Source organism: Flavobacterium ginsenosidimutans, from assembly GCF_037478105.1.
Classification (GTDB): Bacteria; Bacteroidota; Bacteroidia; order Flavobacteriales; family Flavobacteriaceae; genus Flavobacterium; species Flavobacterium ginsenosidimutans.
In genome coordinates, this window is sequence record NZ_CP147988.1 from 594,979 (window position 1) to 607,961 (window position 12,983).

Sequence of the window (12,983 nt, forward strand, 5' to 3'; positions counted from 1 at the left end):
CTAACGAAAAACCCAATTTAATTTAACCATGAAATCAAAACTTATTGCACTGACAGCTTTCTTGTCATTTTTTTTTTCTTCTTGTAATGCTGTCGATGATTTATTGACTTTTACTATTTCGAATAACACTTCGATAAAAATTCAAAGCACTTCTCCAATCAACTTGCCATTAGAAATTATTACACCAGAAGTTACAACCAATTCTTCTGCTGAATTTGAAAACAATAAAACTAAAGCCAATCTGGTAAAAGATGTTAAAATCAGATCACTAAAATTATCAATTACCGATCCGTCTGATAAAACTTTTACATTTTTAAAATCAATTCATCTGTATATCTCAACAGCAAATTCAGATGAAATAGAATTAGCTTACGTAGATAATATTAACGTATCTAGCAATTCAATTGATTTGATTTGTACGGATAAAAAGCTGGATGAATATATTAAAGCAGATAGCTACAAAATAAGAACTCAAGTAACTTTAAAAGAAACTTTAACTAAAGACGTAACTGTAAAAGCAGAAATGAAGTTTAAGGTTACCGCGGATCCTTTCTAAGATGCTAAGTTGCTGAGATGCTAAGGTTCTAAGTTGCTGAGATTCTAATCAGATCGTATAAAAAAAGGAGATTCTAAAATTAGAATCTCCTTTTTTGTTTATTTAAGCTTCTAAAAAAACTTATAGTCTTAGAACCTTAGTATCTTAGCATCTCAAAAAAAATCACTCTTTCGTCACAACAATAGACGCTTTGAATCCTGCGGCAAGGTTGTCCCAATAATCGCTTGTGACCATATTTCCTTTATCATCATACACTTGTATTTCTGCGGTATTTCCTCCTAGCGAACCTATATTTAAAGCTTCGAAATCTAACTTATTAAAACCTGCGTTAAGATTAACTTTTACTTGTTGGAAATTTGAATCCAGTAGAATTCGCTCTCTTACTACGCTTTCATTGCAAGATACTTTTACTAAATCGCCATCAATTGCTCCAAAATCTCGGAACTTCACTATAAAATATTCTGATTTAGTTTTAAAATCTCCTAGCGAAATATTTTTCTTCACCAATACGCCTCGACCTTCTCTTAAGCCAGCATCTTTTAAGGCTTTATCCAGATCTTTTTCCATTTTTGCCACATAACGATCGCCTGGATTAGCAAAATCGGTTTCTGTAGACATGGTAAATTTGCTTTTTTCTTCTCCTATCTGAAACTTCGATTTTGGAGTTATTGTAGTATTTTCAAAAACATTCGGAGTTTTAATACTCGGAATATCCAAATTGTCTGCCTGTGGATCTTTAACCTCAGGAATTGGAGTCTTTTTAGGCTTTGCGCTAAACTTTGGTGCAGGAATAGCTTTGAATTTAGAATTAAATTCGGCTTGGGCTGATACTGACAATACAGTAAAAAATAATATGAAAAATAAAATGTGCTTCATTGAAAAAGGATTATCGAATCGGCTTTTATAATTAATATAAAATCAAAAGTCCAGCATCACAAAAATAGTATAATTTAGTTAGCCTCTACAACTTTAGGAGTTTTATAACATTAAATTAAGCTAATTTTTGGAATCAAAAAACCTGCCAAGATTTTTTATTTCATAAAAAATAAATTTCAACTCTTAAATTTCCAAATTCCAAAATCTCATTTCATAAAATCATTCATCATTTTGATTATTAACAACTTATTCTTAACTTCAAGACTTTATTTAACCATTTATAAAACTCAATGAAATGGATTATATAGATTACTACAAAGTATTAGATGTTGCAAAATCGGCTACTGAAGCAGATATCAAAAAAGCATATAGAAAACTGGCAAGGAAATATCATCCCGATCTGAATCCGAATGATAAAGAAGCCGAAAAAAAGTTCAAAGAAATAAATGAAGCAAACGAAGTTTTAAGTAATCCAGAAAATCGAAAAAAATACGATAAGTATGGAAAAGACTGGAAACATGCTGAAGAATTTGAAAAGGCAGGCTACGACCCAAATCAGCAGCAAAGCAGACAACAAAGCGGTTCTCAATACTCGGGTGGCGATTTTTCTGGTTTTGGCGGAGACTTTTCTGGAAGTGATTTCTCCGATTTTTTCAATTCGATGTATGGCGGAGGAAGAAGCAGATCGCAGTCTAAATATAGAGGTCAGGATTTTAATGCTGAACTGGAGTTAGATCTCGCAGAAGCTTATACAACACATAAAAGGAACTTATCAGTAAATGGCAAAAATATCCGAATTACGATTCCTGCAGGTGTAGAAAATGGACAAATTATCAAAATTCCAAATCATGGCGGATCCGGCGTAAATGGCGGTCCAAATGGCGATTTGTACATCACCTTTATAATTTCTAATAATTCAGATTTTAAACGTGAAGGAAATAATTTATACGCCGATGCTCCAATTGATTTGTACACAGCTATATTAGGCGGAGAAACGCATATCAATACTTTTGATGGAAAAGTAAAAATTAAAGTTCCAGCAGAAACACAACCGGGAACGAAGGTAAAACTGAAAGGAAAAGGTTTTCCTGTTTATAAAAAGGAGAATCAATTTGGCGATTTATACATCACTTATACTATCAAGATTCCAACAAAATTGTCGGATAAGGAAAAAGAATTATTTGAAGAATTAGCAAAACTAAGAAAGTCATGAAAAGCAAAAATTTAATCCAGATCAAACAGTTTTGTATCTATCACGAAATTGAAAATACTTTTATAACCGAACTTAATAACTACGGACTCATCCATATTATTACACAAGAAAATGACGAATTTCTGGAACCAGAACAGTTGCCAACAGTCGAAAAAATGATCCGCATGCATTACGATCTCAAAATTAATCTGGAAGGAATTGATGCTATTGCAAATCTCTTAAACAAAATCGAAACCTTACAGCAAAATTTAAATACGGTACAAAACAAGCTTCGCCTTTACGAAGAAAAAGAAACCGAATAACGATTTATATCACAAAAAAGCTTGAATTTCTGAATTGATTTCAAGCTTTTTTTAATTCCTTTCAGAACCATAATTCTTAAATTGCAGCATCTTTAATTAACCTGAATTTGCTTTTAAAACGTATAGACAAATTCGCAAAAAACTAAAAAAATGAAAAGAGAAAACATCTTAACTGGATCGCCGTGGGAAGACAAAATGGGATATTGCCGTGCCGTAAGAATTGGCAATATTGTAGAAGTTTCTGGAACTGTCGCCATTGTTGACGGCGATAAAGTAAAAGCTGATGACGCTTATGCTCAAACCTATAATATTTTAGAGCGAGTTGAAAAGGTTTTAGAAGATTTAAATGTAGGTATGAAAGATGTAATTAGAACTAGAATTTTTACTACCAATGTTTCTACTTTTGAAGAAGTGGCAAGAGCACACTCTGCTTTCTTTAAAGATATAAAACCAACAACAGGATTTTATGAAATTAGTAAACTGGTTGCTCCAGAATATCTGGTTGAAATAGAATTTACTGCTGTTGTTCAGTAATTTTTTATAGCCACGAATTACACTAATTGCGCTAATTATTTTTCTTAAGCCACAGATTAAATGGATTAAAAATGATTATTTTTCCTTTTAATTCGTGAAAATTGGCGAAATTCGTGGCAAACTTTTAGAATTCATTAATGACTTCCCAAAATCCAAAACAATTCTTGCTTTCTCTTCCAAAATGGATTCTTATCTGTGTTTTAATAGGCATACTTTCAGGCTCTGCATCTGCTTTCTTTTTAGTTTCTTTAGAATGGGTGACACAATTTAGAATTCAGCACGACTGGATTATTTGGCTTCTGCCTTTCGGCGGATTTCTGGTTGGTCTGAGTTATTATTATTGGGGAGAATCTGTTGCAAAAGGAAATAATCTTTTATTGGAAGAATACGAAAATCCTAAAAAAGTGATTCCGTTTAAAATGGCTCCTTTAGTACTTTTAGGAACATTACTTACACATTTATTCGGAGGATCCGCAGGACGAGAAGGAACTGCGGTGCAAATGGGAGGCGCAATTGCCGATCAGTTCACAAAATTCTTCAAGCTTGACAATTCAGAACGCAAGATGTTGATCATTCTCGGAATCAGCGCGGGTTTTGCTTCTGTTTTTGGAACCCCTTTGGCTGGCGCAATTTTCGCTTTGGAAGTTTTATATTTCAGTAAAATTAATTTCAAAAGCATTTTGCTTTCTTTCGTAGTTGCTTATGCAGCTTATTTTACGGTAGAATTCTGGGAAATCAAACATACACATTACAGCATTCCGGTTGTTCCAGAGCTTAGTTTAAACAATATTATTTTTACTCTAATTGTTGGAATTTCATCTGGATTTGCAGCTTTGTTATTTTCGAGAAGCACTCATTTCTGGGGTTCTCTTTTTTCAAAAAACATTAAATATCCACCGCTTCGTCCAGTAATTGGTGGAGTTGTTTTAGCTATTGCAATCGCTGGTTTTGGATTTACCAAATTCTCTGGTTTGGGCGTTCCAGTTATTGTTGATTCATTTTCAAATCCGAATCAATGGTACGATTTTCTGCTTAAAATCCTATTTACTGGATTTACTTTAGGAGCTGGTTTTAAAGGAGGAGAAGTAACTCCATTATTTTTTGTCGGCGCAACTTTAGGAAGTGCTTTATCGACCGTGATTCCGATGCCGATTGCTCTTTTAGCAGGAATCGGATTTGTTGCTGTTTTCTCAGGTGCAACCCACACTCCTATCGCCTGCACGATTATGGGAATGGAATTATTCGGAATTGCTCCTGGAATCTTCATTGCAATCGCCTGTACAATTGCTTATTTTTCTTCTGGTTCTGTTGGAATCTACAAATCTCAGATTGTAAAAGGTGCGAAATACAAATTGTATCAAAGGTTTCTTTAAACGGAGTTTTCAGTCGCAGTCGCAGTTTACACTCTCAGTTTCAAAATAAAAAATTCCGTCCAAATCCGCGTTTTCGCGATAGCGAATCCGTTTCATCCGCGTACATTTTTTTTAACCCTAGAATATCTGAAAACTGAAACTGAAAACTGCGACTAATTATTTTCAGCATTACATTAAAAAAATGTAAATTCGCACACTATGAAAATACAAGATATTCAAGCGATTCAATTATTACTCGCTACCCCAAAGAAAATTGTCATCATTCCGCACAGAGGACCAGATGGCGATGCAATGGGATCAACATTAGGTTTATACCATTTTTTAATTAAAAATAATCATCAGGCAACGGTAATTGCGCCTAATGATTTCCCTAATTTTTTAGCTTGGCTTCCAGGATCAGAAACTGTAAAAATATTCGAAAAAGAAACTGAAATCTGTACGCAGATTTTAGAAGAGGCAGAAATCATTTTTACGCTTGATTTTAATGCATTTCATCGTACAGGCGAAATGGAGCATACTCTAGCAAAGCTGAAAGCTACTTTCATTATGATCGATCATCATCAAAAACCTGATGATTACGCTAAATACACTTATTCAGACACTTCATACGGATCAACTTGTGAGATGGTTTACAACTTTATCACTTTCTTAAATAAAAAAGAAGATATTGATAAAACCATTGCAACTTGCATTTATACAGGAATTTTAACCGATTCAGGTTCGTTTCGTTTCCCTGGAACAACAGGAAATACGCATAGAATTATTGCAGAGTTAATCGATTTAGGTGTCGAAAACACTCAAATTCCTGTCCTGCTTTTCGATAATAGCTCTTTCAGCAGATTACAGTTATTAGGCCGCGCTTTGCAGAATATGAAAATTCTTGAAGATCATAAAACTTCATATACCACGTTAACACAAGAAGAACTAGATTCTTTCAATTATGTTAAAGGTGATACCGAAGGAATTGTTAATTATGGCTTAAGCATAAAAGATATCGTTTTTACTGCTATTTTTATTGAAAATAAAGACGAAGGCATTATTAAGATTTCATTCCGTTCACAAGGCGGTTTTGATGTAAACCAGTTTGCAAGAGATCATTTTAATGGCGGTGGTCACAGCAATGCGGCTGGCGGAAGATCTGAGGTTTCTATGGAAGAAACGGTTAAGAAATTTGAAGATTTAGTAACAAAACTAAAATTATAGTCCAAATCATGAATTACCTAAAACTTAGCATTTATAGTGTGCTTTTTGCTGTTTTGTTAAGCAGCTGTAAGCATCATGAAGAAGCCAGAAGACCTATTTCAAGTGCTTCGGGATCATTCATGAAAAAATCGGCCGACCGAAATAAAAAATTAGTGGCTAATGAAGAACAAGTCATTAAAAAAATCATAAAAAGCAATCCGAAAGTAAAATATTATGCCACTCCAAAAGGCTATTGGTTTTGCTACGAAGAAAAAAGTGCAACAGAAACTCTAGCGCCTAGAAAAGGTGATATTGCTTACTTTAATATGGAAATAAAAGATATAAAAGGCAATATTATTTATTCGGATTCTGATCTTGGTCCGCAAACTTATTATGTAGATAAACAAGACATTATGATGGGTTTACGTGACGGAATAAAAAGAATTCATAAAAACGAAACTGTTACTTTTTTATTTCCATCACACATGGCTTATGGGTATCACGGAGACAACAAAAAAATTGGTCCAAACGAATCTTTAATCGTTACTGTTACGCTTAGAAATTTCATTCCAGATCCTGCGGCACAAACAGCAAAACCAGCTACGCAATCTCCGCAAGCCGTAACACCAAAACCTGCAACTGCAAAACCTGTTGCACCAGCTAAAAAAGACACATTAACTCAATAAAAACAATATCTTAAAATGAAAAAGAGTATTTTATTATTACTAATAGCCGTAAGCTCATTTTATTCTTGTAAAGACGATCACGGTAATCTGCCTGATGGTTTATATGCCGATATCGAAACAAACAAAGGTCACATCATTGTAGAACTTGATTATAAAAAAGCCCCAATTACAGTTGCTAACTTTGTGACTTTGGCTGAAGGCAAAAACGAGTTTATAACACATGAAGATTTAAAAAAGAAACCTTTTTTTGATGGTTTAAAATTTCATAGAGTAATCGAAAATTTCATGATTCAAAGTGGTGATCCATTAGGAACTGGTTCTGGAGATACTGGCTATAAATTTAAAGACGAATTCTCAGATTTAAAATTTGACAAAGCTGGAGTTTTAGCAATGGCAAATAACGGTCCTGGAACAAACAGCAGCCAATTTTTTATCACTCACGTAGAAACTCCTTGGTTAGATAACCTTCATACTATTTTTGGTCATGTTGTAAGTGCAAAAGATCAGGAAGTGGTAAATAAAGTTGTTCAAGGTGATAATATCGTAGCTGTAACTATTATCAGAAATGGTGAAGCAGCGAAAAAATTTGATGCCGTGAAAGTATTCCACGACTATTTTGCTGAAATATCTAAAGAGCAACAGAAATATGCTGGAGTTCAAAAAGAAAAAGTAGATTCTTATGCAGCTTTAAAAGCAAAAGCAACTAAAACTACAAGCGGTTTAGAGTATGTAATTACTGAAAAAGGAAGCGGTAAAAAACCTGCTGCTGGAAATCAGATCTTCATTCACTACGCTGGTTTCCTTGAAAACGGAACTTTATTTGACACGAGCATTGAAGAAGTTGCAAAACAATTTGGAAAACTTGACGAAGCAAGAGCTGCACAGCATGGATACCAGCCAATTCAATTTCAAGCTGGCAAAAAAGACGGTTTAATTCCTGGTTTTATTGAAGGAGTTGAGCAATTGTCTTATGGAGACAAAGCGGTTCTTTTCATTCCGTCGCACTTAGCTTATGGCGCAACTGGTGCTGGTGGTGTAATTCCGCCAAACGCAAACATTATTTTCGAAATCCAGATTTCAGAAAAACCATAATCGAATTATAGACTTAAAAATTTAAAAAGCAATGAAATTTAAATTTCTATTTTTATTTTGCTTAGCAATAGTAAATATTCAGGCACAAACTAAAAAGCCTGCGACTAAACCAGCAGCAAAACCAAAAACGACAGCAGCAGCCACTGCTAACGCAAATCCAGCTGAAGGAATTTTTGCTACAATTTCTACATCAAAAGGAGATATTGTGGTTTCTTTAGAATATGTAAAAGCTCCTGTAACGGTTGCGAACTTCATCACTTTAGCAGAAGGTAAAAACCCTTATGTTACAGTAGAACGCTTAAAAGGCAAACCATTTTATGATGGTCTAAAATTTCATAGAGTAATCAATGATTTTATGATTCAAGGTGGAGATCCGCAAGGAACTGGCGCTGGAGACCCTGGTTATTCTTTTAAAGATGAATTTGTTCAAGAATTAAAATTTGAAAAAGGTGGAGTTTTGGCTATGGCAAATTCTGGTCCTGCTACAAATGGAAGTCAATTTTTCATCACACATAAAGACACTCCTTGGCTAAACGGAAAACATACTATTTTTGGACATGTAGTTTCTGGAATGGACAATGTAAATAAAATTGTTCAAGATGATATCATGAATAAAATTACCATTACACGCAAAGGCGCTGCTGCTAAGAAATTTGATGCAGTAAAAGTTTTTAGCGATGAAATGAAAAAAGGAGAACTACAAAAAGAAGAAGCTAAAAAAGTAGTTGCTACTAAAGCAGCAGCTTTTACAGCTTTAAAAGCAAAAGCAACTACAACAGCATCTGGCTTGAAATATGTGATTACACAAAAAGGAACAGGTGTTAAAGGCGCTGAAGGTTCTACAATTTACTTCCACTATGCTGGATACTTTGAAGACGGTACTTTGTTCGACAGCAGTATGCCTTCAGTAGCAAAAGCTTACGGAAAATATGATGCTAACAGAGATGCTCAAGGTGGTTATAATGCGTTTCCTTTTACAGTTGGCAAAAAAGACGGAATGATTCCTGGTTTTATTGAAGCTCTTGATATGATGACAGATGGAGAAAAAGCAACTTTCTTCCTGCCTTCAAATTTAGCTTACGGTGAAAAAGGTGCTGGCGGTGTAATTCCACCAAATGCGACTTTGATTTTTGAAATCGAGACATACCAAAATCAGCCTAAATAATTAGAAAAGAGAAATTCTCTTCTTTAAAACAAAAAAACATCAAAAGTATATTTTGATGTTTTTTTGTTTTAAAGCAATCCTAACTTTTAAAGAATTAGCAATTTAGAAGTTTAAAATCGCTCTTCTTAATTATTAAAAACATTATTTAGCTATTCTTTCTGCTAAGTCCTAAACAAAATAACTTACCTTTGCCGGCTTAAATTTTTTAAAACAGATAAATTATGACGTCGCAAAACAATGTACTTAAAGGTGTTTTTCTAGTTGCTTTGGGAGCAACAACATACGGAATGCTGGCAACTTTTGTAAAAATGGCATATTCTGAAGGATACACTACAGCAGAAGTGACGACCTCACAGTTTATTTACGGAATTTTAGGTATTTTACTGATCAATCTTTTTCAGAGAATAAAAAACAAAAACAAAGCAGTAAAAGCTTCTCCAAAAAACATTTTTAATTTAATGTTAGCTGGAACTTCATTAGGAATGACGAGTCTTTTCTATTACTTGGCTGTAAAATATATTCCTGTTTCTATTGGAATTGTTTTACTAATGCAAACCGTTTGGATGGGGGTTTTACTAGAAATGATTTTAGAGAAAAAACTGCCTTCTAAACAAAAAGTTATTGCGGTTTTTATAGTGCTTTTTGGAACTGTTTTAGCTACAAATATTATCAATAATGATATCCAATTAGATTGGAGAGGTTTAGTTTGGGGAATTTTAGCTGCAGCTTCTTTCACTACAACCATGTTTACTGCAAATAGTGTCGCAACCGAAATTTCGTCGGCACAAAGAAGTCTTTATATGCTTTTGGGCGGTGCAATTATTGTTTTTTCTTTTGCTTTCGCAACTCAGGTAACGGCTTTCAATCTTGAAATTTTCTTAAAATGGGGAATCGTGTTATCATTGTTCGGAACTATAATTCCACCTCTTTTAATGACAGCAGGTTTTCCTTTAACAGGCATCGGACTCGGAAGTATAGTTTCTGCACTTGAGCTTCCTGTTTCTGTAATGATGGCGTTTGTTTTACTAAACGAAAAAGTAATCTTTTCTCAATGGGTTGGAATTGTACTAATTATACTTGCCATAATTATTATGAATGTAAATTTCAAGTCTAAAAAATAACCCAAAATACATATTATCAAAAAAAGCATATCTGTAATGCAATAATTGTTAATTTTTTTATAATTTCGTGATAAACAATTAGATATCATGATTTTACCTTGGCATTTATATTTAATGGCTTTGCTTTATATTCTTGCTGGAATAAATCATTTTAGAAAGCCTGGAATGTATATAAAAACCATTCCTCCTCTATTTAAGAACCCCGAATTAATAAATATTTTAAGTGGTGCTGCCGAAATAATTTTAGGCATCCTTCTTATCCTGCCTTTTTCATCAAATTTTGCCGCCTGGGGAATTATTATGCTATTAATTGCTGTTTTTCCTGCCAATTTATACATGTATCAAAATAAAAAAGCAGGTTTTGGTTTACCAAGATGGATTTTATTTGTACGTTTGCCCTTACAAATTGTTTTGATTTATTGGGCTTACCAATATATATTCTAAACATTAACCTTAAATTATTTTATTATGAAAAAATTATTTGCAGAGTTTTTTGGAACTTATTGGCTTGTTTTTGGAGGATGCGGAAGCGCGATATTTGCTGCGGGAATTCCAAACTTAGGAATTGGATTTGCAGGTGTTGCTCTAGCTTTTGGTTTAACGGTACTTACCATGGCATACGCGGTTGGGCATATCTCAGGCGGTCATTTTAATCCTGCTGTTTCTTTTGGTTTATGGGCTGGCGGAAGATTTTCAGCCAAAGATCTTATTCCTTACATCATTGCTCAATGTGTGGGTGCAGCGGCCGCTGCAGGAACCTTATACACAATAGCTTCTGGAAAAGCGGGATTTGCAATAGATAGCACAAAAGCTGGAGCCTTTGCATCTAATGGTTTCGGAGCTTTTTCTCCTGATGGTTATTCGTTACAAGCCGCTTTTATTGCTGAATTTGTACTTACATTATTCTTTTTATTAGTGATTTTAGGAGCTACTGATAAATTTGCAAACGGAAAATTTGCTGGAGTTGCAATTGGTTTGGCTTTAACTTTAATTCACTTAATAAGTATTCCAATTACCAATACTTCTGTAAATCCAGCGAGATCTTTATCACAAGCAATTTTTGTAGGCGGAGAACCATTATCACAAGTCTGGCTATTTTGGGTCGCTCCTATTCTTGGCGCTTTAGCTGCCGGTTTTCTTTATAAAACATTGCTGCAAAATCATGCTGAAGCATAATTTGATCAAAATAAATAAACTCTAACAAAAAATTAAAAAAATATGGAATTTTTATATTTCTTACTTATTGGTGCAATTTCTGGATGGCTTGCTGGCCAAATTTGGAAAGGTGCTGGCTTTGGATTAATTGGAAACATTATTGTTGGAATCATCGGCGGATTTATTGGCGGATGGATTGCAGGAAAACTTGGTATAGGAGGCGGCGGACTTCTTTGGCAAATCTTAATTGCTGTTGGAGGTGCCTGGGTTTTATTATTTATAATAAGCCTCATCAAAAAATAATAATTATAAATTTAGCTTATAATTAATTTTTAAAGAGAAAATCAGATATATTTATATGTGGTTTTCTCTTTTTCTTTGGATAAAATCAGAAAGGAAACATCATTTCATCTCAAATATTAATGTATTATGAACGAAATTATTTCTTACTTCAGTACTATTCCATCTTCACATAGAAGTTTGATTTTAGTTGGCGGAATTACCATTTTCTGGCTAATAGAAAACAGTTTTCCATTATTCAAAATGCAGTATAAGAAATGGCCACATGCGGGAATAAATTTCTTTTTTACTTTCACTACAATTGTTGTCAATTTTATCTTGGCTTTCATTTTAATACAAACTGCTGCTTGGACAATCGACCATAATTTTGGAATTCTGCAATGGCTTCCCGAAATGCCAGTTTGGCTTTATACTCTAATTGGTTTACTGCTTCTCGATCTTATAGGAGCATATTTAGCACATTTGGTCGAACATAAAGTTAAAATTCTGTGGCAATTTCATTTAGTCCATCATACAGATACTTGGATTGATACGACAACTGCAAACAGACATCATCCAGGAGAAAGCGTGGTTCGTTTTGTTTTTACCACTTTAGGCGTTTTAATCGTTGGAACTCCAATGTGGATGGTTTTCCTTTATCAATCGCTCTCTGTTGTAGCTTCACAATTTAATCATGCGAATATTTCGCTTCCAGAAAAACTGGATAATTTTTTAAGTTATTTTATTGTTTCGCCTAATATGCATAAAGTTCATCATCATTATGTTCTGCCTTATACAGATAGCAATTATGGTAATATTTTTTCTGTTTGGGACAGGCTTTTTGGAACTTTTACCTATTTACCAAAAGACCAGTTAATATATGGCGTAGACACGCATATGCAGCCAGAAGAAAACAATGAATTGAAGAATCTGCTAAAAATTCCATTTCAAAAATCAAGATCCTTTAAAAACAGTTAAAATCAATAAAAAAATTGCACTCTACTGTACCAACTTATTATTTTTTTTTTTAATATTGATACTAGAATTGAAAATCAATCTATTAATAATTAACACCCTATTTTGAATTAATTTTCACGAGATGAAAAAGAGTAGCCGCAAAGAATTAACTCCGGAACAAACTGAAAAACTTGTTTCGTTAGCTTTAGAAGAAAGAAATCCATTTGAAATTATAAAAAAGGAATTTGGATTGGCAGAAAAAGAAGTCCTGGACATCATGAAAAAGAAAATGCCTCTTGAAAAGTTCGAGATGTGGAAAAAGAAGGCAATTGCAAATAAACCAAAACCAAAACCCTTAAAAATAGATGATTTTGATGAAGATTTGGACGGAAAATATTATATCAAGAATAAATTAGACTAACATAAAGCTCCTGTTTTTCAGGAGTTTTTTTTATTTTTAAAATTATTGTTATTTTTTAGTAACTTTTCATC

16 protein-coding genes are annotated in these 12,983 nt (G+C 33.6%); 15 read left to right on the top strand and 1 reads right to left on the bottom strand.

Annotated elements, in window-relative coordinates:
* Positions 1-28 precede the first annotated feature (28 nt).
* Positions 29-556 carry a hypothetical protein gene (locus V6624_RS02800; protein WP_111286815.1) on the top strand — a complete coding sequence of 176 codons (528 nt, stop codon included), beginning with the start codon at positions 29-31 and terminating at the stop codon, positions 554-556.
* Between the two features lie 162 nt (positions 557-718).
* On the opposite strand, the gene V6624_RS02805 is transcribed toward V6624_RS02800, so the two are convergent.
* Positions 719-1,393 carry a hypothetical protein gene (locus V6624_RS02805; protein WP_338840798.1) on the bottom strand — a complete coding sequence of 225 codons (675 nt, stop codon included), beginning with the start codon at positions 1,391-1,393 and terminating at the stop codon, positions 719-721.
* 334 nt (positions 1,394-1,727) lie between these two features.
* Between V6624_RS02805 and V6624_RS02810 the strand changes: the two genes are divergently transcribed.
* The 14 genes from V6624_RS02810 to V6624_RS02875 all read left to right on the top strand — a co-directional run bounded on the left by V6624_RS02810 (position 1,728) and on the right by V6624_RS02875 (position 12,912).
* Positions 1,728-2,645 carry a DnaJ C-terminal domain-containing protein gene (locus tag V6624_RS02810; protein ID WP_111286819.1) on the top strand — a complete coding sequence of 306 codons (918 nt, stop codon included), beginning with the start codon at positions 1,728-1,730 and terminating at the stop codon, positions 2,643-2,645.
* Entirely contained in the window at positions 2,642-2,947 is a 306-nt protein-coding gene (locus tag V6624_RS02815; RefSeq protein ID WP_111286821.1) for a chaperone modulator CbpM, read from the top strand. The genes V6624_RS02810 and V6624_RS02815 overlap by 4 nt, the downstream gene beginning before the upstream one ends.
* Before the next feature lie 150 nt (positions 2,948-3,097).
* Positions 3,098-3,481: a RidA family protein gene (locus tag V6624_RS02820; RefSeq protein WP_111286823.1), complete on the top strand. Its 384-nt coding sequence runs from the start codon at positions 3,098-3,100 to the stop codon at positions 3,479-3,481.
* A 137-nt stretch (positions 3,482-3,618) separates the two neighbouring features.
* Positions 3,619-4,854, top strand: coding sequence for a voltage-gated chloride channel family protein (locus V6624_RS02825; protein ID WP_111286825.1), 1,236 nt, complete (start codon positions 3,619-3,621; stop codon positions 4,852-4,854).
* 198 nt (positions 4,855-5,052) lie between these two features.
* The gene (locus tag V6624_RS02830) at positions 5,053-6,057 is read left to right on the top strand and encodes a DHH family phosphoesterase (protein ID WP_111286827.1); all 1,005 of its coding nucleotides are present in this window, start codon (positions 5,053-5,055) and stop codon (positions 6,055-6,057) included.
* 8 nt (positions 6,058-6,065) lie between these two features.
* On the top strand, positions 6,066-6,722 hold the full coding sequence (gene gldI, locus V6624_RS02835) for a gliding motility-associated peptidyl-prolyl isomerase GldI (RefSeq protein WP_111286829.1): 657 nt from the start codon (positions 6,066-6,068) through the stop codon (positions 6,720-6,722).
* A 15-nt stretch (positions 6,723-6,737) separates the two neighbouring features.
* Complete coding sequence (locus V6624_RS02840) at positions 6,738-7,814, top strand: peptidylprolyl isomerase (RefSeq protein WP_111286831.1); 1,077 nt, start codon at positions 6,738-6,740, stop codon at positions 7,812-7,814.
* A gap of 31 nt (positions 7,815-7,845) precedes the next feature.
* Positions 7,846-8,979, top strand: coding sequence for a peptidylprolyl isomerase (locus V6624_RS02845; protein WP_111286833.1), 1,134 nt, complete (start codon positions 7,846-7,848; stop codon positions 8,977-8,979).
* Between the two features lie 221 nt (positions 8,980-9,200).
* Entirely contained in the window at positions 9,201-10,100 is a 900-nt protein-coding gene (locus V6624_RS02850) for an EamA family transporter (protein WP_111286835.1), read from the top strand.
* A gap of 87 nt (positions 10,101-10,187) precedes the next feature.
* Positions 10,188-10,544 (top strand): DoxX family protein, encoded by a 357-nt coding sequence (locus tag V6624_RS02855; RefSeq protein WP_338840801.1) that lies wholly within the window; start codon positions 10,188-10,190, stop codon positions 10,542-10,544.
* Between the two features lie 24 nt (positions 10,545-10,568).
* Positions 10,569-11,276: an aquaporin Z gene (gene aqpZ / locus V6624_RS02860; RefSeq protein ID WP_111286839.1), complete on the top strand. Its 708-nt coding sequence runs from the start codon at positions 10,569-10,571 to the stop codon at positions 11,274-11,276.
* Between the two features lie 42 nt (positions 11,277-11,318).
* Positions 11,319-11,558, top strand: coding sequence for a GlsB/YeaQ/YmgE family stress response membrane protein (locus tag V6624_RS02865; protein WP_111286841.1), 240 nt, complete (start codon positions 11,319-11,321; stop codon positions 11,556-11,558).
* Between the two features lie 126 nt (positions 11,559-11,684).
* Positions 11,685-12,512, top strand: a complete 828-nt coding sequence (locus V6624_RS02870; protein WP_111286843.1) for a sterol desaturase family protein — start codon at positions 11,685-11,687, stop codon at positions 12,510-12,512.
* A gap of 121 nt (positions 12,513-12,633) precedes the next feature.
* Positions 12,634-12,912, top strand: coding sequence for a DUF2805 domain-containing protein (locus V6624_RS02875; protein WP_111286845.1), 279 nt, complete (start codon positions 12,634-12,636; stop codon positions 12,910-12,912).
* Positions 12,913-12,983 lie beyond the last annotated feature (71 nt).

Excerpts from the sequence above, each read along its gene's own strand:
- V6624_RS02800 (WP_111286815.1), top strand. The coding sequence starts at position 29 with ATGAAATCAAAACTTATTGCACTGACAGCTTTCTTGTCATTTTTTTTT.
- V6624_RS02810 (WP_111286819.1), top strand. The coding sequence starts at position 1,728 with ATGGATTATATAGATTACTACAAAGTATTAGATGTTGCAAAATCGGCT.
- V6624_RS02815 (WP_111286821.1), top strand. The coding sequence starts at position 2,642 with ATGAAAAGCAAAAATTTAATCCAGATCAAACAGTTTTGTATCTATCAC.
- V6624_RS02820 (WP_111286823.1), top strand. The coding sequence starts at position 3,098 with ATGAAAAGAGAAAACATCTTAACTGGATCGCCGTGGGAAGACAAAATG.
- V6624_RS02825 (WP_111286825.1), top strand. The coding sequence starts at position 3,619 with ATGACTTCCCAAAATCCAAAACAATTCTTGCTTTCTCTTCCAAAATGG.
- V6624_RS02830 (WP_111286827.1), top strand. The coding sequence starts at position 5,053 with ATGAAAATACAAGATATTCAAGCGATTCAATTATTACTCGCTACCCCA.
- gldI (WP_111286829.1), top strand. The coding sequence starts at position 6,066 with ATGAATTACCTAAAACTTAGCATTTATAGTGTGCTTTTTGCTGTTTTG.
- V6624_RS02840 (WP_111286831.1), top strand. The coding sequence starts at position 6,738 with ATGAAAAAGAGTATTTTATTATTACTAATAGCCGTAAGCTCATTTTAT.
- V6624_RS02845 (WP_111286833.1), top strand. The coding sequence starts at position 7,846 with ATGAAATTTAAATTTCTATTTTTATTTTGCTTAGCAATAGTAAATATT.
- V6624_RS02850 (WP_111286835.1), top strand. The coding sequence starts at position 9,201 with ATGACGTCGCAAAACAATGTACTTAAAGGTGTTTTTCTAGTTGCTTTG.
- V6624_RS02855 (WP_338840801.1), top strand. The coding sequence starts at position 10,188 with ATGATTTTACCTTGGCATTTATATTTAATGGCTTTGCTTTATATTCTT.
- aqpZ (WP_111286839.1), top strand. The coding sequence starts at position 10,569 with ATGAAAAAATTATTTGCAGAGTTTTTTGGAACTTATTGGCTTGTTTTT.
- V6624_RS02865 (WP_111286841.1), top strand. The coding sequence starts at position 11,319 with ATGGAATTTTTATATTTCTTACTTATTGGTGCAATTTCTGGATGGCTT.
- V6624_RS02870 (WP_111286843.1), top strand. The coding sequence starts at position 11,685 with ATGAACGAAATTATTTCTTACTTCAGTACTATTCCATCTTCACATAGA.
- V6624_RS02875 (WP_111286845.1), top strand. The coding sequence starts at position 12,634 with ATGAAAAAGAGTAGCCGCAAAGAATTAACTCCGGAACAAACTGAAAAA.